Here is a 22,391-nt window from a genome sequence, read left to right on the forward strand (position 1 = left end):
GTTTTCGATGGTTATTAATGGCTATAACTTAAAAAGTTAATAGATCATTAGATTCAGAATGGTGAAAATTTTTTATATTAATGTGCATATTTTTGTGAAAAAAGTGTTGGTGTTGTCCGTCCTACTTTATAAGACATTAGCAACTGAATTTAGCACTATCTTTGTGCACATAAAAATCCTAGGAACTATCACAAAGAAAAGGAGGAGTGCTTATGTATCCATGGGACTTATTACACTCTCTATTTGGGCAGCAGATTGACCACTGTAGTTTTGCTGCGCCTTATTCACAGCTTGTGCCCGTATCATTTGCTGTGAGCTACATGCAGTCTCACAATCCGCAATCCTGTGGCACTGTATGGAAGGATACATTTGAAGTAACGGGGAAAACCTTATTAGAAGATGATTTGCCAGAAGATACTGCATATCAACATAAAGGCCAGCATTACATGTATCGTGGCACGATTCCCGAATTCACGATATTGGCTTCAAATAATGTGCAGTTGTCATCAATAGATGAGCTTGAACAGTTTTTAAATCAGGAATTAATCTGTTTTAGTGCATTTTTTGAGCAGTTATTAAAGTTTGATTTGAAATTGAATCAACTATTGCGAGTAAGCACAGATAAAAGTCAGCACTACCGTTATGTATATAAGTTTCAGCCCAAACCTGAAAAACGTTATTACGACTTGTATTTAGATTTGGCGTTACAACATACAGCATTAGATAAATCTGAACGGGAAGCTTTTGCAAAAAATTGGTCACAACGACGACATACAACATTATCTGCGTATATAGGTCATTATGAGTATCTTAAAACAACCCACAGTTTTGAAGGTGCTTTGTATGCAGTAGAACAGATGTTACGCCATCAATGGTCAGTTGATATGCTGCCCGAGTTGATGAAAAGTTTTCAGCAAAAAGTAGAAGTAGCCAAAAATTTGGTTTGGGATTCAGAACACTATTTGTATATTGAGAAAGTCATCGGAGACTATATTCACAGACACTATTTTGATAATTCATTGTTGCACGGTAAGGCGCAAGATGTGGTGTTAGCAGATTTGACTCGCTGTGCTTGGCGAAAAATCCGCAGTTATCAAGGGAATGGTCAGTTTCGTGGTTTTATTAAGAAAGTCATTCAAAATAAAATCAACGATATGTGGATAGAGATTCAAGGTAAGCATCGGCCACCAATGTGGGTTGTGTACAAACAAAAAGAAGATACCATTTACAAAACGGCTTATGAAACTCTGTTAAGAAAGCAGCATTCAAAGCAAGAAGCATTGTCCATATTGATGATCCATTATCCTGAAAAGGAAAAGCAGTTTATTCGTGATGTGATTGATGACGTACTAAAAAACTGTCCAAGTCACACCACAATCTCTGAAGTAGGATTAGATGATGATGATAGATATCAAGACAATGCTGATATTGAAAAAGCCTTACAACAATTACAGTTGGATGAAGTCTTAGAACAATTAAACCAACACTGTCTTGAGTTCACTGAACAATCAGATACTAAACAATTGCTTACTTATTTTGAGCAGCGTATTGATTTAACAACTGAAGATAGATTAATTCTGAGAATGAAGTATTTAACAGGTCTAACTCAGCAACAAATTGCAGATGCCTTAAACACCAGTGTAAGTACGATAAATCGTAGATTAAAGAGAATTCTGGGTATATTTAGGGACGGACTCGATGATTGTTTTGGAGTAGATGAGTAATAGGTATTTAAAGCGTCGTATTTGTGAAGTTGCCATTTGTAAATACGGCGAATGTATTACACCGCTAAGTTTTATACATCAACCTAAAGATTGCACTTTTTTGATCTATAAACTTGGTTTTAGCAATGGGGTGAGACTCATGGAAAATCATATAACAGCAAAGCAAAAAATTGATCATTTGCCAGACAGAACAATTGCTTTATTGGCTTTGCAACAAGGTTCTGCAACCAAAGCGAGCACGTGTCCAATGGATATTGAGCTAGCAGATTTTATGCAAGGAAAATTAAAAGGCCAAGCACGCGAGCAAATATTAGTGCATTTAGATCAGTGTAGTGATTGTTATCAACACTGGATGGATGAATTGCGTATGCAGCCGAAGCCAAAACAATCGTCAGAGCAGCAATCGACACAAGATGTTTGGTGGCATAAACTCGGGGAGGTTTTGCACTTAAATCATCCTTGGCAGGTTTCTACCTATTTTGCGACGCTGGTTATTTTTGTGGTTTTGATTCAAGCTTTGCCCAAATCGGGCGATGATGATACAAACTCTCCCGTTGCAGAGCATAAAGCATTTCCAGATTCTATTGCTGCTGAATATACTGCAATGATAAATAGAGGAATAAATGTTGAAAAAACCCACACTGTATCAACGTCTAAAGCAGTTGGTTTAGGTGAAGTTCAATTGAGTAGTGGTTCAACAGCACATAAAAAATGTTTAGATAATGGTTTTGAGGCTTTGCAGAATAAAGCATCACTTGTCACCGAGTTTGACCAACAATACAAAACAGAATGTGAGCTTGGACAATGGGTTGCGTTAGTCACTGTTGCACTGAATAATGCTAATACATTAGAGACAGCATTTTGGCAACGCCAATTAGAGCGAAACCAATATTTTGAGCAATATTTTAGCAGCTTATCCAGACAGAGCATTGTTAATGAGTTACAAGTTATTGGTGTTAATTTGCAAGATATTATCGAAGACCCAACTAACGTTGAAGACCCCTTTATCATAGAAATGTTGCAAGGTAAGCTAAAAGGGCTAAGCCAAAATCACCTATAACGATAAAGAGACTGAATAATTTGAGGGTTTATAATAATGATTCAATTGAAATATTTTCTAACTATTTTTTTATTATTTGTGCTACACACGGCTTGTACACCTGAAGGCAATGCAGAACAAAATGAACTGTCAAGAACCTTTCCAGGTAAAGCCAATACAGTTGATCAATTTGCCGATAAAATAATGTCTACCCCCGCTGACATCACCGCTATTTTTGATAGAATAAATGCGGTGGCATATACTCAAGTTTATAACCCCCAATTAGCTATTATTAAAACGGATGATAGAGAGAGTATTTCAAAACTTACTCCTCAAGCACTTGCTGATGGCAGTATTATTATCAGTGATAAAGTGACTGCGAAAATCCGAGAATATGCTGCAACAAATCCTGATTTATTTGAACCTCTTATGGCCTTTACTATTGGGCATGAATTAGCCCATTTTGTACATAATGATTTTAAGTTTTTACTTGAGAAATCCGAGCCTAGATATGAAGATAAGTATAAGAAAGACATTGAATTTCGAGCTGATAAAACAGGTTTTCTTTATGCTGCATTTTCAGGTTATAAGGTGGGTTTATTAATTAAACATGAAAGAATTGTTAAGCAGTTCTTAAGCCTTTTTTTCGAAACCACCAATAGAGCTACTGTAAATAATGATGGAACATATCCAACGCCAAAAGAGCGTGCAGCTCAAACCATGGCTACATGGAAAACCTTACATAGAAAATACCCATTTTATGAATACGGGGTACGCCTTTCTATTTTTAATCAATGTAACGATGCCATATTTTACTTTTTTGATGAGTTCCGTCACACTTATCAAGGTAAAGAATTACAAAATAATATCGGTGCCTGTTATTTACAATTAGCTAAAGCGGATATGCAGGATGCGGCTTATTTTTATTGGCTACCTAATATTTTAGATGGTGATATTGAGAGTATTATTACCATGGGCAGTACTGTGACTGATTTGAAAAACTTAAAAAGTGCGCGTCTGATTGAGAAAGTCAAAGGCAATCTTGAAGAAGCTATTCGATATTTTGGGCTAGCGATAGATACTGCTCCCTATTATTTACCCAGCTATTTAAATTTAGCTACGAGCCATTTATATTTAGGCGATCCAGATTCAGCAGGCTTAACTTTAAATAAGGGTTTAAAACAATATGAGAAATTAGGTGCTCAGCAGCGAGACAGTAATATTGAGATTCGGTTTAAAATGTTACGGCTTATAGCACAATATGAAAACACATGGATCAGTTCTGCTCCTTTGCAAAATATCACAAGTGGCTTGAAACAAATACTTCAGGACTATGAAAATCCACCCTTAGAAGTGCAATTTAATTTAGCCCGTTTGTTAGAAGTTGGAGATCGTGCAGCAGAGGCTCAAGAGCACTGGAATAAGTTGAGTGAAATCCGTTCACAATTACCTAGACCTATTTTGGAAGTTGTATGTAATGAGCAACAAAGTATATCTGCTTGTCTTAAATTAAACAAAACATCAGAAAATACTAAACAATGGCCAGCGCCTGAAGAATGGACACAATATCAAGGTCGTGGAATTATAGGTGCAATGCACAAAAATGATTGGAAAAAACGACTGAATGAGACTTGGTATAAAATGCAGGTTTCAATTTATCAGTCACCAGATGCTGAGTGGGAAGCACTATTTTTCGATGGTTATCCTATTTTATTGATTAATAGAACGCCTAATGAAACATTTGAAACGCTGAGCCAATATTGCCCGTATACACTTCGTCAAAAAAATATAGTTGAAGGTGATGTTTATTTATGCGAAAACTGGGCGGCGAAAGTAGTTAATGGCAAAGTCACCGAAGTTTGGACACATATGTAAACAGTTCATTGGTGAGAACGAGCCAATAGCTTATTCTCACCAAAAATATGATTAATTCCCCGTCAATTGTCTTCTAAAACTAGGCAATAATAGTAACAACATTGCCAATACCAATAAATAAAAACGCTCATGCCACAAACGTTGTTTAGCGGTATCTTCCTCGCTGGGGTTATCCAATTGATGATTTATTTGCGCTAAAATGGTTTCTATATCCTGATTTTGGTAGCTTGCCCGTTGATAAACACCGCCTCCTGATTGAGCCAATTGTTGCAAACTGGCTTCATTTAGTTTAGAAATCACTACTTTTCCATCATTATCACGTTGCCACGTTCCATCCGCTAATTCAATATGTTTGCCTTGTACTGTTCCTACACCTAAGGTATGCAAATGAAATTCTGCCTGTTTCATCCATTGTAGACTCGTGGCTAAATCTTGCTTTTCAAAATCGCCATCACTGATAAGCAATAAATGTTCAGTGCCTTTTTGTTGGCCTTTTAACCAAGCGGCGGTTTCTTTTAAAGCAAGGTTTAAACGACTGCCTTTTTCCGCATCTTGCATCAAACTGGTATCTAAATGTAGCAAAGTCGATTGTAAGTTCTGGTAATCATCACTCAACGGTGTGACCAAATGTGGAATCGCTGTAAATACCATCAAACCCACATGCAAATCGGGTTTTGTTTCTAAAATAGCTTCAATTTCCTGTTTCGCCTGTTCTAAACGAGAATAGGGCATATCTTTAACCAGCATTGAATCTGATAAATCTAATAAAATCATCAGATGGGTTTGTGGTCTTAACACTTCTTGCTCTTCATAATCCCAACGGGGCGCAGCCAAGGCAATAATTCCAAGCAAAAAAATGCTAATCCACAGCCATTGTTTATAATCAAATCTTTGCTGGCCATCTTGCTGTACTAATAAATGTGGCAATAAATGAGGGTCTGCAAATTGTTGAATTTTTTTATGCTGCGGCTTTATCCATAAACCAGCGAGAATAAGCAATAATACAATGCCCAATCCCCAAAACCAGACAGGTTGTGCAAACTCAAATTCCGCAAAATAATCCATATCAATCCTTTTACTTATTTTTGCTCAATATGATGTGTTTTTAAATCTATAAAATCAATATCTCATTTTCTATAGGAATAAAAAAAGCCCCATCTACGAGTGTAAATGAGGTTTCTTTATAAAATTGGCTTGAGTTAGTTCTGTTGCTGGATAAATTCATGGCATGTAGGAATGAGGTATAAAAATTCAACGCCAATAACATCTATCATTTTGCCTATCACTTGCTAAAGTTTTAATAACTTCAGAGGTGAAAGGGTTTTGTCCCTGTTTTAAAATATTTAACCATTGAAAGTCTAATCGTTGTGTTTGATAAAAACTTATATCCTCTATTGCTTCTTTTGTATCTCCTAGTAAAGCTCTTGAAATTCCTCTATTTAAACGATACCCAACATCTTTTGGGTTGGACACAACTATTTGATTACAAAATTCTATAGTTTTATTGGACTGATTGTATAAATTTCCATACCAACAAAAGGTATTAAATATAGACATATTTGTTTTAAGCTTTGGGTTAAGAAACAGAGCTTCATGATAAGTATCAATTGCCTCAGCAATATAACCATCTGAAGCTAAATCACCACTTTCATCTAGCAATACATCAGCATATATCTGGTTTGCTTTGAGTGTTGCATTAAAGCTAAGTTTTGTGTCTAATTTTAAAGCGGACTGGTATGTATTTATTGCTTCTTTTAGTTCACCATTTCTAGCTAGTTTATGTCCTTCGCTTGTTAAAGTTTGTGCATATACTTCTTTAGCTCTAGTTTCAGGATTGAAGCTCAGAGTACTATCAATATGTAATGCCTGTTTGTATTTATCTATAGCTAATTTAATTTTGCCTTCGAAGGCTAAACCATTTCCATTTCCTAACAATACTTGTCGTGCATATATAGCATTAGCTAACTCTCTAGGTTTTTCACGATCTATTCCTTTCAACCATTTAGTAGCTTTATCTATATTTCCCAGAAGTATATGATTGACTCCTCGTATATAGGGTGCTAATTTTTTATGCTGTTTGTGTACATAAGCAGGTTTGTCTTCATTCAAATGATAATAGTTTTTAAAAGCTTCAAATAAAGGCTCTGTATCATTAATTAAATATTCTAATGTGAGAATGCCAATAAATTCTTTATCAAAAATAATTTTTTGAATATGGATCATATAGATAGCTTTGGTATTATTAGAATCTGATAGCAAGTTAATTTCGAAAAAAGGAACTCTAGGAGTTATAGAATCAAGAGGCATTATTATAGGAGGGTATTCACCGATGATAAAATATAAAAGGTTACTATATTGGCTAACTAGCAGACTATCTGATTCTTCATGAATTTCATCATGTTTTTTAGTAGCAAAAATATTTCTATCTCTCGTAAATAGATTAGCTCTATAAAAATATTTCTGTGCTATTAAAGCTTTAAGATTTTCTTCAGCACTAGAAGCATCATAAAATAATAATGCTCCAGACGAATTTTCCCCCATTAACCTTCCAATTGCTGTAATTTGAGAAATAAAAGATTCGGTGTTATTTTTTTGATTTAATTTTTCTTGGTTTACCTGCCATAAAAAAGCTAAGCATAATATGACGAATATTACTCCAATAAATAGAGTAGACTGCTTACGTCTCTTTTTTATTTTTATTTCATTTTTTTCTTCAATTTCACTAGCAGTTAAGAAATCCATTACAAAATCAAAATCATCCCCATACCGACTTGCCCATTGTTTTGTAGGTTGCTTATCTTTTTTCCAATCAACAGCTTGTTTTAAATCGGGATTACGCCATAACGCAGCATTACCTTTTTTCCAACGCTGTGCAGCATCCTCTAAACGTGAATACAATTTTGCAGATTCAGTTTCTTCCTCAATCCATTCTTTCAATTGCTGCCATTGCCGAATCAAACTCTCATGACTGATGTCAATCACACTATCAGGGGTTAAATCTCGACCTAAAGGTGGCATCACAAAATGTCGTCCTTGCCCACGAAAAATATCCACCACCTCAGCAACTGCTTGCCAATCTACATCAGCTTGTGCGGCAATCGCAGACAATCGCATAGGTCGACGTGTATCGCGCTGAATATCAAACCGCTCCGTCAATTGGATAAATAACACCTTAGCAATACGCTGCTGTTTAGCATTCAAACCAAAATACACCGAATCAATATGCTCTGATAAGGCATTCTGCAAACCGCCAATCTGTTCATAATGCACTGTCGTAATTACAGTATGTTCCGTATTCTCCTCACACGCTAACCACCACATTTGCATCAACGCATGTTGTATTACAGGTAATTGATCTTGCTGATAAGTCGCATCATTTAACAACTGATTCAATAACGTTGGTTCAATCTCACCTCCAAATACACTGGCAGGAAACGCAATCGCCTCACTCAACTGCTCACGAGTCAAACGCGGAGTCAAATACAAACCATGATTCACTGCTTCTGGCAAACCATAAAACGTCGCACAATCCCCTAAAAAATCCGAACGCATCGTCATCACCACATACACCTGCGGATGCTGACTACTGCCCAATAACAACTTTACAAAACTGGCTGCTTCATTCTTGTCTCCTTGTTGGTAATAGCGAAAAATCTCCTCAAACTGATCCACCACCAACAAAATGTTTGCACCTTCCTCTAACGGCGATTGCTGTAACAACTCATGTAAACTGTACTCACCACGCCATAACTGCGCCTGCAAAACTGCCTCATCCTGCTCAAACACACTCTGGTGTAATGCCTGAGCTAAACGCGCCATCGGCTGATTACTGGGGCGCAATTCCGCAATATGCCATTGACCATTCGCGCTTGCTAAAAAACCTGCTTCCAAATTTGGTAACAAACCTGTACGCACCAATGACGATTTACCGCAACCCGAAGTTCCCACAACCGCTAAAAAATGAGTCTCACCTAAACGCGCAATTAACTGATCGACATGCTCTTCACGTCCGAAAAAAATATCAGTCTCATCACGCTCAAATGGGCGCAATCCAGGATAAGGGGCAATACTCATGCGCTTAAGCTCCGTAATAATTGCTGAAAACTAGATTCACTATGACAAGCAAAGACTTCCATTGCAGGGAATTTCATTTTCAGAGGCGGTTTATTTGGTATGGGATGATCGCAAATTGCAATGACCTTAATCGGTGCATCACCTTGTGATTTACGTTTCGCTTGGACTTTTTGGCAATAAATTAAATTCTGGCGGATTTTAGCCAATGGCGTTTTAGAATAAGGCACAATCACCGCATGACAAATCAATAAATTATCTTCTAAATCTTTTCTTATTTCAGCAGGCGGCACACCATCTGAAACATCTATTGGCTGTGAATAGCAAACCCCTTCATCATCTAACTTAGTTTGTAAATGTTGTTCAAAAAAAACTTTATCCTCAGGTGCAACATGTACAAACACAATCAAATCAAAATCACACTCTTGATTCACAATATTGGGTTGGGGTTCAGGTTTAGGCTGTAAAGCGGTTAAAATATGTTGCTGAAAATTGACTAAATCATCTGTAATCGGATTGACTTGTAAACAGGCATCAAGCTGAGTCAAATCTGAGCCACACCACTGTAATATTAGTAATTGCAGGGTTTTAGCTGCTTCTAACTGTATTTTGCTATATTTATTACTTTTATCATCCAATAATTGCACGAACAAATCACTCTGGGCTAAATCATGCTGCAATAAAACTTCTGCGGCATCAGTATATAAATAAGTTTTATGTTCGGGTAATACGACAAGTCCATGTTGCTCTAAATAACGCTTCACTTGAGAACGCTGAGGCTCTAAATCTGGGGAAACTTCAGCTAAAAAAATCCGCTTACCCGCTGAATGTGCATAATAATGATTGTGAATTTCCACTTTTTTATCACCGCCTACTTTATCGCCCGTCATTTTGTCACCGCCAACGATGTCTTGACCTGCACTAATATCAACATCCCGCCCCACTTGCCCAATATCAAAACCAGCCTTATTTTCTGATTTACTAGACACAGACATTGTTCTTAATTTTTCCACCACATCAACTGCGATATCTTCCAGCCGTTTATAATATTCTTGTTGCTCAGGGATGGCCTGCAATATTTCAATCGCCCCAGATGCGCCATATTCCCAAAACCGATAATTCAAAACATCAATGATTTGTGCTGGGCGTTGTTGAGTAGAAAGCGACTGTAACTCAACTAAAAATAATCGTTTTGTATCTTGCCCTATTTGATTCATTATTAAAGAAAATTCTTGTTGACAACGTGGCGAGTTTAAATAATTTGCTGTCAGAATTAAGATAAAAGTAGCAGCTTGCTCAATTAGAGTCTGGGCAATATCAGTATTAACATGTGTATTACAAGGCTGTTCATCAAATCGAATAGAATATTGTTCAGAACCACCCAATTTTTGCGCAATAGAAGATGTTAATCCTCGCATCAAATCCATGATCCAAACTTGATTATCAATGGGATTACAACTGACAAAAATATCATGTTCATACTGCGTAAAAGACGGCATGACAGCATCTTGCTCCTACAATCATAGATAGTAATGACGGACAATATAATCATAACAAATCAAATATTCATTCTAAATGATTAAGTAAAATCTGGGCTGATGAATAAAAAGAAAATTCAAGGAATGCACATTAAATAACTTCATAAAAAAGGAGTATAAAACCTATTTTGCCTAAGCAGAATAAAATTCACACTCCTAAACTGGCTCAATTTCATTTCCAAATTATCGGCCAGAAATAATTCCTCAAAAAACCATTATCTAAATACAGAATCGGTTGAACCTGTGGTTTGCCACGTACCATCACCTTGGCGGCAAGCAGTACCATTGATGACTTGATCCTGACCATCAATAACGGCAGTCGTCGTATAATCTCGGCATGGCTGACCCGTTGTTGCATCATTATAAGTTTTAGTCGGGGTCACTTTATATTCACGGCCACTATCAGGGTTGCGCCATTGAACAACTTGACCTGTTGGGGTGCTTTCCAAAGCATTTTGTGCGTATAGCTCATCGGTTTTATCCATCGAATTACCAACGACACCCCCTAGTGCAGCACCTGCTAATACACCACCAATGGTTGCAATGGTTTTACCACGACCGCTACCGACTTGAGAACCCAAAGCCCCACCTGCAACACCGCCAAGCACTGCACCTGTTGCACCTTTGCTAGGCCCTTGGCAGCCTGCTGTAAATAAAGTACATGATACAAAACCGATTAATAAGCCTTGTCGAATTCGTTGAAATGGCAACATAAATTAGCTCCTTTATAAATTAGTAATTCACAATAAAACAATATAATGACAAAATCTACATAAAAACGTAAGCAAGCTGGGCTATACTTATGCAATCTTTAGGCAATGTTACCGTGCATAAAACAGATAACTAAACATATACAGCCTACACTAAGTCCGTCTCCCAAATTTAAAAAAAGTAGTCTATTCTACGCATAATAAAGACCTCACAACTTAGCCACCAGAGAGACCTTATGACCGCAGCAAAAACATTACAAATAAGCGATGATTTACAGCGTATCATTGACGCTCGTCATCACGATCCATTTTCGGTACTGGGTAAGCATACTGAAAAAGGTAAAACTATTGTTCGCGCCTATATTCCTCATGCTGAAGAAGTGACCATTGCAGAAGGCAATCTTGTAATGCAACGGATTCCAGAAACCGACGTGTTTATCTGGGAAGGCAAAGCAGAACTACCTGATCGCTACCGTTTCATTTGGAAAGATAAAGCTTCATTACACCAGCATATTACTTATGATCCTTACTGTTTTCCGCCACAAGTCGCTGAATTTGATCGCCACCTATTCAATGAGGGTAAACATCGTCATGCGTACCGAATCTTAGGATCACATATCCATGAAGTTGATGGTGTGGGCGGGGTTTTATTTTCGGTATGGGCCCCAAATGCAGAGCGTATTAGCGTTGTGGGTGATTTTAATCGCTGGGATGGCCGTATGCACCTGATGCGGGTACATGGCAGTAGTGGTATTTGGGAATTGTTTATCCCTAATGTTGAAATCGGCACTTTATATAAATATGAAATCCGCAATCGGCATTCTGGTGAAATTTTACTCAAATCTGATCCTTATGGACAACAATTTGAATTACGCCCAAACACCGCGACGATTGTACCCAAAGCAGAACCCTATAAATGGAATGATGATAAATGGATTGCCGCGCGTGAAAAAGCCGATTGGTTACATACCCCGATGTCTATTTATGAAGTACATTTAGGTTCGTGGTGGCGTGGTGCTGAAGGTGAATTACTCAATTATCGTGAATTAGCCCATAAATTGGTTGATTACGTGATAGAAATGGGCTTTAGTCATATTGAATTATTGCCAATTACAGAACATCCTTATGATGCATCTTGGGGCTATCAAACCACAGGTTATTACGCGCCGACCAGCCGTTATGGCACACCTGATGATTTCCGCTATTTTGTCAATTACTGTCATGAGCATGGAATTGGGGTATTTTTAGATTGGGTACCTGCGCATTTTCCCAAAGATGCCCACGGTTTAGCCCGTTTCGATGGCACACCATTATATGAACATGAAGACCCACGCATGGGTGAACATTTAGACTGGGCGACGTTGATTTATAACTATGGCCGGCATGAAGTACGCAATTTATTGGTTTCCAGCGCAGTATATTGGATTGAAGAATGTCATATTGATGGTTTAAGAGTAGATGCGGTTGCATCGATGCTATATTTGGATTACTCGCGCACCGATTGGATACCTAATGAATTTGGTGGACGGGAAAATTTAGACGCGATTTATTTTTTGCGTGAATTGAATACTGTAGTACATGGTGATTTTCCCGGTGTATTGGTGATGGCGGAAGAATCTACTTCATGGCCACAAGTGACACGCCCAATTGAAATTGGCGGGCTTGGATTTAGTATGAAATGGAATATGGGTTGGATGAATGACACTTTATCCTATATTTCCAAAGAAAGTATTTATCGAAAATACCATCAAAATATGTTGACTTTCAGCATGTTGTACGCATTTACTGAAAATTTTCTATTGCCATTTTCTCATGACGAAGTAGTGCATGGTAAATTTGGTATGTTGAACAAAATGCCGGGCGATGATTGGCAGAAGTTTGCGAATTTGCGCGTATTGTATGCTTATATGTTCACTCATCCGGGTAAAAAATTGTTATTCATGGGCACGGAGTTTGGTCAAGGCAATGAATGGAATAGTGCCACCAGTTTGGATTGGTATGTGTTGGATTATCCCGGCCATCAGGGCATTCAGCGTCTGGTCAAAGATTTAAACCATTTATATCATAATACCCCAGCATTGCATCACTATGATTTTGATTGGAAAGGCTTTGATTGGGTTGATTGTCACGATGCCGAAAATTCGATCTTAGTTTATCTACGTAAAAGCGAAGATGATGTGTTAATTGTGGCGATTAATTACACGCCCGTACCACGTCATGATTATCGAATTGGTGTACCTGAAGCAGGGCAGTATCAGGAGTTATTAAATTCAGATGCAGAATGTTATGGTGGCTCAAACTTAGGTAATGGTGAACGTGACTTGATTGCGGAAGAAATGGCATGGATGGATAAACCTTATTCAATGTTGATTACAATTCCACCATTGGCTGCTGTGGTGTTTAAACCGATTGGTACAGTTGGGAGTACGGTTGTAGAAACGTCAGAAAGCGTGACAGATTTGACAGGTAAATCCGTAACAAAGACAGTAAGAAAAAAAATGCCTAAAGCAAAAAAATAGTTGTATTATCAAGGAATAGAACTTTAAATTAGGCAATGGATTGCCTAGGTGTAATACAGATAATTGATATATTCTGTTGCTTTAGTTGCGTTGAGTTTTATATTATCTTTGTGCTTAAAAACCAACTTTAATTGTTTATTTGTTTAAAATCAAACTGTTATTATTTTGGCATAGAAATTGAGTCTACTGTTTTTAACGTTGCGATAGAAAAAAATAAGCGTCAAGGTATTGTATTCCAACATAAAATATGTTTTATTGTCTGCCTTTTAGGTGTGCATACTGCGACTGCTTAATGATTAGCGCAACAGCCTTATGTTTAATGATTTAAAACGTAAAATAGATCATTCGTGAATTGGGCTTATTTCTGACCAGTTTAATAACATGTTTAAGAATGCTGTTTAGCAATGCTAACACAATGATGGGTAGGCATTCCTTCATAGAAATAGACACAATATGCGATAAATATTTAACGTTAATACATCAAATATAGAAAAGGGCTACTCCTCGTATTGATAAAATTGTTAGAGACACCATAAATACCCATCTAGCTTTAGGGCTTAGGAGTAGGAGATTACATCTAACAACGGACTAACAACGAAAAATGTCAGAACAAATTACCCCCTCTCAAGAAGAAAATCAATTGTCACCTGAAGATGTGCTTAGAGTGCTGAAACAACGGTTTCCAAAGGCATTTGTATCACCTCCAGAGCCAGCGAGGCCATTGAAGATTAATATTCATTTGGACATCCGTGAACGATGTGCCGAAGAGTTTTCCAACCGTGTGATTGCTCGCGCTTTAAAATTATATGCCAAAAATAAGAACTATCATGCTTGCTTGACTGCCAATTCAAAACGTATTGATTTAGATGGCAATGAATGTGGTGAAGTCACTAAAGAACATATTGAATTTGCACATCAAGACCAAGAGAAAAAACACAAAGCACAACATGATGTTGATAATATACCAGTAGAAAACCCTGTCCCAGAAGGAACGCCACTTATCAGTGTACGTTTAGAAATCAATCTTAAGATTACTGAATTGCCACATGATGTAAAAACCTCAAAAAATGGTTGGCAAGAATTTTTTATCAATGCAGATAAATACCCAGTAAAAGTGTCTATCCGACCTAAAACATGGAACAAATTACTCAAAGCATCAACTGATTATCCCTATTGGATTGCATCAATCACAGGCAGAATGGGACAGAAAATCAAATATGGCGGTTTTGAATTGCAAGAGCCCGTGATTCAGATTTTTCAACGCTTCCCTAAAAATGTGGCAGAGTCAAATAGTGCACCACAGGCTGATGCTGAGTAGAAGAGGAATATGACATGACAAGTGAAAAACGCCCAACGCTGACATTAAGTAAGAAAAAACGTGACCCTAATGCACCCAAAGTCACTATTACTCGAAATCCCAATGTGAATATTGGTGTGGTGAGACGGACTGCAGATAGTACTGCTGCTGCGCCACAACAGATTGATGAATCTGCACGACTACCAACAAGTGATGGCAATCGTTATGAAGCAAGGTCTACCCGTTCTCAATATGGCTATCATAACAAGTCAACAAGCCGATATTCTAATGAACAACAACATGACAATGTTCATACAGGCACTAGCACCGGCTATGATAAAAAGCCGTTTAATAAAAAGCCGCGCCAAGAACGTCCCGCAGGTGTCCATGGTAGAATGGAATTAACGATTAAACTCAATGAATTGCCAAATAATGTGCAAATTGTTAAAAACCAATGGCGACAATTTGACGTGCAAGCCGACGATCAAATTATTCGGATGCGGATACGTCCTAAAGCATGGAATAAAATAACCCAAGCGAATGAACAATGGGAATCATGGGTGGCTGCAATTACAGGTAAAATGGGCAATCCTATTAAAGATGGTTTTGAATTATTTCAGCCTGCAGTACAAGTTTATGAGAAAAAGCCTAAGCAATATGATGAAACTGATGCAGAAGAAGAATCTTAACCTTTTCGATTTGCGGTTTAAATATTAAATCTACGCTTTAAATCTATGTCAAAGGATTTGAGCAAGGCCTGTTGTGAGGGTCATAATAATGTAAGTAATTAACTTTCTTTGGGTTATTATGATAGAAAAAGTCTGTTGAGAGTAAAAATCGAGTTACAATTGTTTCTTCAAAATTACGGATTTTTTTAGCTAATGGGGTTATTTCTAATAGTGAGCTGTAGGCATAAACAGGGTATAAATAACTGAGTGAATTGATTTTATGTAAATAAGCTTGATTCCGTGGATGTTGCATAAAATCGGCAGTGAATTGAATTATATCATCGTGAATCCATGCTAATTGGCTCAAGCGTTTATGAAATACCGCAATAATGGTTTTTTGGATTCGATGCTGACGTGCATCACGATATTGCTTAGCTGCTGTACTCACAGTGAACAACAAACCACCTAATAAAAACTGCCTACGACTTATTTTCACGGCCTATTCAACTTGGGTTAACATGGCGACAGCCAAATCATCCAAAATATGGATTTGCTGTTCAAGATAGTTTTTTTGTAAAGTTTGAATGCCTTGTTCAACAAAATCAGTTTCTAATGGCGTATCCAAGCGCAATAGTTGTGATGCCACTTCAGAAAGTAGGCGTTTTTGGCCATTTTGCATATCAACACAGCTCACAGCCCCGTCAGAAACCAGCGCAATGGTTTTATAATCAGCTAGTGGAAATTGATAAATCAGCGGCTTTTTAAATAATTGTGGATTGGTTTGTGGATTCAACGAATCATCAACATACATCAAATGTTCACCACGTGCCGCATAAACGGCTTGATGTTCTTTAGCTAACCAATAAGTCAAATAATAAGGCGCATTATCTGCAAATTCGACATTGACTGTACCTATTGCATCATCCATTGTCTGGTACAGAATGCAACCATCTCCATACATGTAAACTGTCACCAGCTCATTTTGTACAAACGCAACCAGCAACGTCGAATCGAGGACAGAATCAGGCAAACTCATATTGCTAACAATCCGATGGCCTTTTTTAATCACATATTGACCAAAATCATGATAATTAGGAATTTCAGCTTGTTGTAATAGATATTGAGCCGTTTTTGCTAATATTCTTGCGCCAACATGACTGCCTATTGAAGCGGAACAACCATCACATACGATGAGGTGTGGAATCGGAATATCACTATGCAGAGTGAAGTCCTGACATTCTGTATGTGTTGCACCAATAGTATAATGACTACCCAAATGTAGCATAATGAATCACCTTAATGCACTGAGGGCTTCAATTGAGCAACGTGGTTGAACTTGAAAACTGAAGTCACTAGATTGTCCTGCTTGCAGACGAATCGCACCAACATAGGCAATCATTGCTCCATTATCAGTACAAAATTCAGGACGTGGGTAAAATATTTCGCCGCGAATATCTTGCATCAATTGGGCTAAACCCATGCGTAAATGCTGATTTGCACCAACCCCACCCGCGATGACTAAACGTTTTAAACCTGTTTGCTTTAATGCACGACGGCATTTTATGGTTAAAGTATCAACCACCGCTTGTTCAAATTCTAAGGCAATATCGGCTTTGGTTTGTTCATCTTGCTTGGATTGTTGCCAGTTCACTAACACATTGGTTTTTAAACCGCTAAAGCTAAAGTCTAATCCGGGTTTTTGAGTCATCGGGCGTGAAAATTTAAACTGGTTGGGTCTGCCTTGTGTTGCTAATTTTGCAATAGCAGGCCCGCCGGGATAAGCCAAGCCAAGTAATTTAGCTGTTTTATCAAAAGCTTCTCCTGCGGCATCATCAAGCGATTCGCCTAAAATTTCATAATGTCCAACCCCTTCTACCGCAATCAATTGGGTATGACCACCTGAGACTAATAAGGCTAAAAAGGGAAAAGGAGGCGGGTTTTGTTCTAACATCGGTGCAAGTAAATGCCCTTCCATGTGATGTATACCAATCGCGGGTACTTGCCAAGCCCACGCCAATGAGCGCCCAACCGATGCCCCGACTAAGAGTGCTCCTATCAAACCCGGCCCAGCGGTATAAGCGACTCCATCAACTGAATCAACTTCAGCGGTTTGCATCATTTGTCTGACCAAAGGTATCAACTTACGCACATGGTCTCGCGAAGCCAATTCAGGTACAACACCACCATATTCAGCATGGAGTGCAATTTGAGTATAGACTGTATGAGCGAGCAATCCCTGTTCAGTGTCGTAAATCGCTACACCCGTTTCATCACAAGAAGTTTCAATTCCTAGTACACGCATTTTTATCATCAAGTAGTATTTTTGGACAGATTACCTGATTTTATAGGATTTGTCTTTTGATAAACGGGGTTTAGTTATGAGTTGATAACGCTGTAAATCCAGAGCGATGAAGCTGTTGCAACTGAATTTATAGTCAATTCTATCTTGGGTGTTAGGACTGGCAGTCCTAATTATTGTTTAAATATCAATCAGTTTTAAAACTTAGGACTGCCAGTCCTGTATCACTTTAAAGTAAAATGACTATAACATAAATTGTTATCATTCAACTGTCTGTCTTCAATGGCTTGGCAGTTTGAGCTTGTTCATATTTTAGTTTCAGAATGCTCTCGTTTATTCATAATTTCTTGAATGATTTGGGAATGCGATCTAATTGAAGCAGCTTAGGTTTAATCCTGAAAATATTTGTATATTGTAAAAAAAACCTAACTATTTACGGATAACTGCTCACTGATAATTGATAATTGTTCGTCGATAATTGATAATTGTCCATTGATAACTGTTCACTGTTTAGAAGAAGACATGCCAAAACGTACCGACATCAAAAGTATTTTAATTATTGGGGCTGGACCTATCGTCATCGGGCAAGCCTGTGAATTCGATTATTCTGGCGCACAAGCCTGCAAAGCATTGAAAGAAGAAGGTTATCGCGTCATTTTGGTTAATTCTAACCCAGCAACCATCATGACAGATCCTGAAATGGCCGATGCAACCTATATCGAGCCCATTGAATGGGAAACCGTTGCACGAATTATTGAAAAAGAACAACCCGATGCCTTATTACCCACCATGGGCGGACAGACCGCATTAAATTGTTCATTGGAACTACACCAAAAAGGCGTGCTAGACAAATACAATGTAGAAATGATTGGCGCGACTGAAGACGCGATTGAAAAAGCCGAGAATCGAGAAAAATTCCGCACTGCGATGCAAAAAATTGGTTTAGATATGCCAACCTCTTTTATTGCCCATACCATGCAAGAATCTTTTGATGCACAGGCACAATTAGGCTATCCCGCAGTGATTCGTCCATCTTTTACATTAGGCGGTAGCGGTGGTGGTATCGCGTACAACCGTGAAGAGTTCGAAGCCATTTGTAATCGTGGTTTAGAATTGTCCCCGATTAACGAGCTATTGATTGAAGAATCGATTTTAGGCTGGAAAGAGTATGAAATGGAAGTGGTGCGAGATAAAAATGATAACTGCATCATTGTGTGTTCAATTGAAAACCTAGACCCAATGGGTGTACACACAGGCGACTCAATCACTGTTGCGCCAGCACAAACGTTGACCGATAAAGAATACCAAATCATGCGTAATGCTTCACTCGAAGTGCTGCGTGAAATTGGGGTTGATACGGGTGGCTCAAATGTTCAATTTGCGATTAATCCTGAAAATGGTCGGATGATTATTATTGAAATGAATCCACGTGTGTCTCGTTCATCGGCATTGGCATCGAAAGCCACAGGTTTTCCAATTGCCAAGGTTGCTGCAAAATTAGCCATTGGTTACACTTTAGACGAATTAGCCAACGAAATCACAGGCGGTGCAACGCCAGCTTCATTCGAACCGACGATTGATTATGTGGTGACTAAAATTCCTCGTTTCACGTTTGAAAAATTCCCTCAAGCTGACCCCGTGTTAACCACCCAAATGAAATCGGTCGGCGAAGTGATGGCAATTGGACGTACATTCCAAGAGTCATTACAAAAAGCCTTACGCGGTTTAGAAACCGGCATGACAGGTTTTAACCCACAATTAAAATACAATGATTTAAGCACCGATACAGTCAAAGGTGAATTACGGATTCAATTGAATACCCCCGGTCCTGATCGTTTGTGGTATGTCGGAGATGCGTTCCGTGCGGGTTGGACATTAGAAGAGGTCAATCAGTTTACTAAAATTGATCCTTGGTTCTTGGTGCAAATCGAAAATCTTATTGATGAAGAAACCAGTATTGCTGCAGGTGGTTTTGAATCTTTAGATTATGACCGTTTATATTGTTTGAAACGTAAAGGCTTTGCTGATGCGCGGATTGCAGAATTATTAGAAGTTTCTGAAGCTGAGGTACGCCGCCATCGGCATAAACTCAATATTCGTCCTGTGTATAAACGAGTGGATTCATGTGCGGCAGAGTTTTCCGTTTCAACCGCCTATATGTATTCCACTTATGAAGAAGAGTGTGAAGCACAGCCGACTGATAATGAAAAGATCGTGGTTTTAGGTGGTGGGCCTAACCGTATTGGTCAAGGGATTGAATTTGATTATTGTTGCGTACAAGCAGCATTTTCACTCAGTGAATCAGGTTATGAGACCATTATGGTGAATTGTAATCCTGAAACGGTTTCGACTGATTATGATACTTCTGACCGCTTATATTTTGAGCCGTTAACTTTAGAAGATGTGTTAGAAATTATTCATGTTGAAAATCCGAAAGGTGTGATTGTGCAATATGGTGGTCAAACCCCATTGAAACTTGCGCGTGAGTTGGAGGCTGAAAATGCACCTATTATTGGCACAAATCCTGATTCTATCGATTTAGCTGAAGATCGCGAGCGTTTTCAACAATTAGTTGATGAATTAGGTTTACGTCAGCCACCCAATCGCACTGCACGAAATCAAGAAGAAGCGATTCATTTAGCTGAACAAGTGGGTTATCCATTAGTTGTTCGTCCTTCCTATGTATTGGGTGGTCGAGCGATGGATATTGTTTACAATGCAGATGAATTAACATCGTATATGACTGAAGCAGTTTCGGTTTCTAATGAATCACCTGTGTTATTAGATCGTTTCTTAGACGAGGCGATTGAGGTTGATATTGATGCGATTTGTGATGGCGAAAATGTATTGATCGGTGGTATCATGGAACACATTGAGCAAGCGGGTGTTCACTCTGGAGATTCTGCTTGTTCTCTGCCACCTTATGGCTTATCGCCGATGATTCAAGACCAATTGCGGGTTCAGATGACACGCTTGGCGAAGGCTTTAAACGTGGTCGGTTTAGTTAATGCTCAATTTGCCATTCAAAACCAAACTATCTACATCCTTGAAGTTAATCCTCGAGCCTCTCGTACTGTACCTTTTGTATCTAAGGCCACAGGTTTATCATTGGCGCGGATTGCAGCACGTTGTATGGTTGGTCAAACCTTACCAGAGCAAGGTGTGACTCAAGAATGTATCCCAAGCTATTACTCGGTAAAAGAGGCGGTATTTCCATTTGCTAAATTCATTGGTGTTGACCCGTTATTGACTCCTGAAATGAAATCTACAGGTGAAGTAATGGGCGTAGGGCGTAGTTTTGGTGAGGCGTTTGCTAAAGCCCAATTAGGTGGTGGCACGAATTTGCCAACTTCGGGTATTGCATTCTTAAGTGTGCGTGATGTAGATAAAGTGCCTGCAGTTGATGTAGCTAGAGACTTGATTGATTTAGGATTTAAACTAGTTGGGACTCGTGGTACAGCACGTTCATTGCAAGAAGCGGGTATTGAATGCAAGCAAATTAATAAAGTGTTAGAAGGTCGTCCTCATATTGTTGATGCAATTAAGAATGATGAAATCAGTTACATCATCAATACGACTGAAGGTAAACAAGCGATTTCGGATTCATTTACGATTCGCCGTTCTGCGTTACAACATAGCATTACCTATACAACGACGATTTCAGGCGCAAGAGCGACTATTTTGGCATTAAAAACGGTTGATTCCAGAGAAGTTAACCGTTTGCAGGATTTACATAAAGAATTATTAGGGGATAAAGTATGATGCAAAAATCACCCATGACGGTACGTGGTGCAGAATTATTAAAAGCGGAATTAGAGCGTTTAAAAAATGTGGAACGTCCCAAAATTGCCCAAGCGATTTCTGATGCGAGAGAGTTGGGCGATTTGAAAGAAAACGCGGAATATCATGCAGCACGCGAGCAACAAAGTTTTAATGAAGGTCGCGTTATGGAGCTGGAAGGCAAGCTAGGCAGCGCGGAAATCATTGATGTCACCAAGTTAAACGCAGGCGGTAAAGTGGTGTTTGGTACGACGGTGAATTTGGTCAATGTAGATACCGAGGAAAAAGTGAATTATCGTATTGTCGGTGAAGATGAAGCGGATATTAAGCAAAATATGGTTTCAATCACGTCACCGATTGCCCGTGCTTTGATTGGCAAATACAAAGATGATGAAGTGGTGGTCAAAGCCCCTGGTGGTGAAATCATCTATGAAGTGTTGGCAGTGACGTATATTTAGTTTTGTGGCTCGTTCCCATTTCCAAATTGTGGGGACGAGTGTGATTGTTTAAAAAGTAGAAGTATTGAGTAATAAGGGGGAAATAGATGTCGGATCAACCATATAATCCTCATAACTCAGTTAATAGCCCAATAACAAAACTTTTATGGTGGTGCTGTTGTTTCTATTTTGGAAAATACCCCATCAGAAAAAGCTAAACATCATGGAATAGGAGTGGCTGTATTAGCTATATCTATTTTTACAATAATATCTAGTAGTTATGCTTTGAATTATGTGTACGATAATTACATTGCAACATTAATTAAGTAGTCATGCAATATATAGAACCCATTTGAAATCTAAGATAATGTAGCAGCTAATCTTTTAAGTAAAAGTCGGATAAAACAAAGTTTGAGTTTTTGATTGGCATGAGT

General features: G+C 38.4%; 15 protein-coding genes. 8 read left to right on the top strand and 7 right to left on the bottom strand.

Annotation, left to right across the window (positions count from 1 at the left end; genetic code table 11):
- Positions 1-212 precede the first annotated feature (212 nt).
- The 3 genes from ABXH34_RS09010 (at position 213) to ABXH34_RS09020 (ending at position 4,638) form a co-directional block, all read left to right on the top strand.
- Positions 213-1,724, top strand: a complete 1,512-nt coding sequence (locus ABXH34_RS09010) for an RNA polymerase sigma factor (RefSeq protein WP_353571542.1) — start codon at positions 213-215, stop codon at positions 1,722-1,724.
- A 139-nt stretch (positions 1,725-1,863) separates the two neighbouring features.
- Positions 1,864-2,784 (top strand): hypothetical protein, encoded by a 921-nt coding sequence (locus ABXH34_RS09015; protein ID WP_353571543.1) that lies wholly within the window; start codon positions 1,864-1,866, stop codon positions 2,782-2,784.
- 36 nt (positions 2,785-2,820) lie between these two features.
- Positions 2,821-4,638, top strand: coding sequence for a hypothetical protein (locus tag ABXH34_RS09020; protein WP_353571544.1), 1,818 nt, complete (start codon positions 2,821-2,823; stop codon positions 4,636-4,638).
- A 51-nt stretch (positions 4,639-4,689) separates the two neighbouring features.
- On the opposite strand, the gene ABXH34_RS09025 is transcribed toward ABXH34_RS09020, so the two are convergent.
- The 4 genes from ABXH34_RS09025 to ABXH34_RS09040 form a co-directional block, all read right to left on the bottom strand.
- Positions 4,690-5,703: a vWA domain-containing protein gene (locus ABXH34_RS09025; protein ID WP_353571545.1), complete on the bottom strand. Its 1,014-nt coding sequence runs from the start codon at positions 5,701-5,703 to the stop codon at positions 4,690-4,692.
- A gap of 186 nt (positions 5,704-5,889) precedes the next feature.
- Positions 5,890-8,712, bottom strand: a complete 2,823-nt coding sequence (locus ABXH34_RS09030; protein ID WP_353571546.1) for an nSTAND1 domain-containing NTPase — start codon at positions 8,710-8,712, stop codon at positions 5,890-5,892.
- Positions 8,709-10,208 carry a TIR domain-containing protein gene (locus tag ABXH34_RS09035; protein WP_353571547.1) on the bottom strand — a complete coding sequence of 500 codons (1,500 nt, stop codon included), beginning with the start codon at positions 10,206-10,208 and terminating at the stop codon, positions 8,709-8,711. The genes ABXH34_RS09030 and ABXH34_RS09035 overlap by 4 nt, the downstream gene beginning before the upstream one ends.
- Before the next feature lie 254 nt (positions 10,209-10,462).
- Positions 10,463-10,960 carry an RT0821/Lpp0805 family surface protein gene (locus ABXH34_RS09040; protein WP_353571548.1) on the bottom strand — a complete coding sequence of 166 codons (498 nt, stop codon included), beginning with the start codon at positions 10,958-10,960 and terminating at the stop codon, positions 10,463-10,465.
- Between the two features lie 233 nt (positions 10,961-11,193).
- On the opposite strand from ABXH34_RS09040, the gene glgB reads away from it, so the two are divergent.
- The 3 genes from glgB to ABXH34_RS09055 all read left to right on the top strand — a co-directional run bounded on the left by glgB (position 11,194) and on the right by ABXH34_RS09055 (position 15,462).
- Positions 11,194-13,476 (top strand): 1,4-alpha-glucan branching protein GlgB, encoded by a 2,283-nt coding sequence (gene glgB, locus ABXH34_RS09045; RefSeq protein WP_353571549.1) that lies wholly within the window; start codon positions 11,194-11,196, stop codon positions 13,474-13,476.
- A 601-nt stretch (positions 13,477-14,077) separates the two neighbouring features.
- Positions 14,078-14,794 carry a ProQ/FINO family protein gene (locus ABXH34_RS09050; protein WP_353571550.1) on the top strand — a complete coding sequence of 239 codons (717 nt, stop codon included), beginning with the start codon at positions 14,078-14,080 and terminating at the stop codon, positions 14,792-14,794.
- 14 nt (positions 14,795-14,808) lie between these two features.
- Positions 14,809-15,462: a hypothetical protein gene (locus ABXH34_RS09055; RefSeq protein ID WP_353571551.1), complete on the top strand. Its 654-nt coding sequence runs from the start codon at positions 14,809-14,811 to the stop codon at positions 15,460-15,462.
- 43 nt (positions 15,463-15,505) lie between these two features.
- Here ABXH34_RS09055 and ABXH34_RS09060 read toward each other — a convergent pair whose 3' ends face one another.
- From ABXH34_RS09060 to tsaD, 3 genes are read right to left on the bottom strand one after another with little or no spacing between them, the layout of a single operon-like run.
- A complete protein-coding gene (locus ABXH34_RS09060; RefSeq protein ID WP_353571552.1) occupies positions 15,506-15,937 on the bottom strand; it encodes a hypothetical protein in 432 nt (143 codons plus the stop codon).
- 3 nt (positions 15,938-15,940) lie between these two features.
- The gene (locus ABXH34_RS09065; RefSeq protein WP_353571553.1) at positions 15,941-16,726 is read right to left on the bottom strand and encodes a protein phosphatase 2C domain-containing protein; all 786 of its coding nucleotides are present in this window, start codon (positions 16,724-16,726) and stop codon (positions 15,941-15,943) included.
- A 6-nt stretch (positions 16,727-16,732) separates the two neighbouring features.
- Positions 16,733-17,743, bottom strand: a complete 1,011-nt coding sequence (gene tsaD / locus ABXH34_RS09070) for a tRNA (adenosine(37)-N6)-threonylcarbamoyltransferase complex transferase subunit TsaD (RefSeq protein WP_353571554.1) — start codon at positions 17,741-17,743, stop codon at positions 16,733-16,735.
- 519 nt (positions 17,744-18,262) lie between these two features.
- Between tsaD and carB the strand changes: the two genes are divergently transcribed.
- Both carB and greA read left to right on the top strand, forming a co-directional pair.
- Positions 18,263-21,502 carry a carbamoyl-phosphate synthase large subunit gene (gene carB, locus ABXH34_RS09075; RefSeq protein WP_353571555.1) on the top strand — a complete coding sequence of 1,080 codons (3,240 nt, stop codon included), beginning with the start codon at positions 18,263-18,265 and terminating at the stop codon, positions 21,500-21,502.
- The gene (gene greA, locus ABXH34_RS09080) at positions 21,502-21,978 is read left to right on the top strand and encodes a transcription elongation factor GreA (protein WP_353571556.1); all 477 of its coding nucleotides are present in this window, start codon (positions 21,502-21,504) and stop codon (positions 21,976-21,978) included. Before carB ends, greA begins: the two co-directional genes overlap by 1 nt.
- Positions 21,979-22,391: the final 413 nt, after the last annotated feature.

It is taken from the genome of Candidatus Albibeggiatoa sp. nov. BB20, from assembly GCA_016744725.1.
Classification (GTDB): domain Bacteria; phylum Pseudomonadota; class Gammaproteobacteria; order Beggiatoales; family Beggiatoaceae; genus Albibeggiatoa.

Bases quoted from the DNA above. Each gene is read 5' to 3' on its own strand.
- ABXH34_RS09030 (WP_353571546.1), bottom strand. From the start codon at position 8,712: ATGAGTATTGCCCCTTATCCTGGATTGCGCCCATTTGAGCGTGATGAG.
- carB (WP_353571555.1), top strand. From the start codon at position 18,263: ATGCCAAAACGTACCGACATCAAAAGTATTTTAATTATTGGGGCTGGA.
- ABXH34_RS09035 (WP_353571547.1), bottom strand. From the start codon at position 10,208: ATGCCGTCTTTTACGCAGTATGAACATGATATTTTTGTCAGTTGTAAT.
- ABXH34_RS09025 (WP_353571545.1), bottom strand. From the start codon at position 5,703: ATGGATTATTTTGCGGAATTTGAGTTTGCACAACCTGTCTGGTTTTGG.
- ABXH34_RS09010 (WP_353571542.1), top strand. From the start codon at position 213: ATGTATCCATGGGACTTATTACACTCTCTATTTGGGCAGCAGATTGAC.
- ABXH34_RS09050 (WP_353571550.1), top strand. From the start codon at position 14,078: ATGTCAGAACAAATTACCCCCTCTCAAGAAGAAAATCAATTGTCACCT.
- tsaD (WP_353571554.1), bottom strand. From the start codon at position 17,743: ATGCGTGTACTAGGAATTGAAACTTCTTGTGATGAAACGGGTGTAGCG.
- greA (WP_353571556.1), top strand. From the start codon at position 21,502: ATGCAAAAATCACCCATGACGGTACGTGGTGCAGAATTATTAAAAGCG.
- ABXH34_RS09040 (WP_353571548.1), bottom strand. From the start codon at position 10,960: ATGTTGCCATTTCAACGAATTCGACAAGGCTTATTAATCGGTTTTGTA.
- glgB (WP_353571549.1), top strand. From the start codon at position 11,194: ATGACCGCAGCAAAAACATTACAAATAAGCGATGATTTACAGCGTATC.
- ABXH34_RS09055 (WP_353571551.1), top strand. From the start codon at position 14,809: ATGACAAGTGAAAAACGCCCAACGCTGACATTAAGTAAGAAAAAACGT.
- ABXH34_RS09020 (WP_353571544.1), top strand. From the start codon at position 2,821: ATGATTCAATTGAAATATTTTCTAACTATTTTTTTATTATTTGTGCTA.
- ABXH34_RS09065 (WP_353571553.1), bottom strand. From the start codon at position 16,726: ATGCTACATTTGGGTAGTCATTATACTATTGGTGCAACACATACAGAA.
- ABXH34_RS09015 (WP_353571543.1), top strand. From the start codon at position 1,864: ATGGAAAATCATATAACAGCAAAGCAAAAAATTGATCATTTGCCAGAC.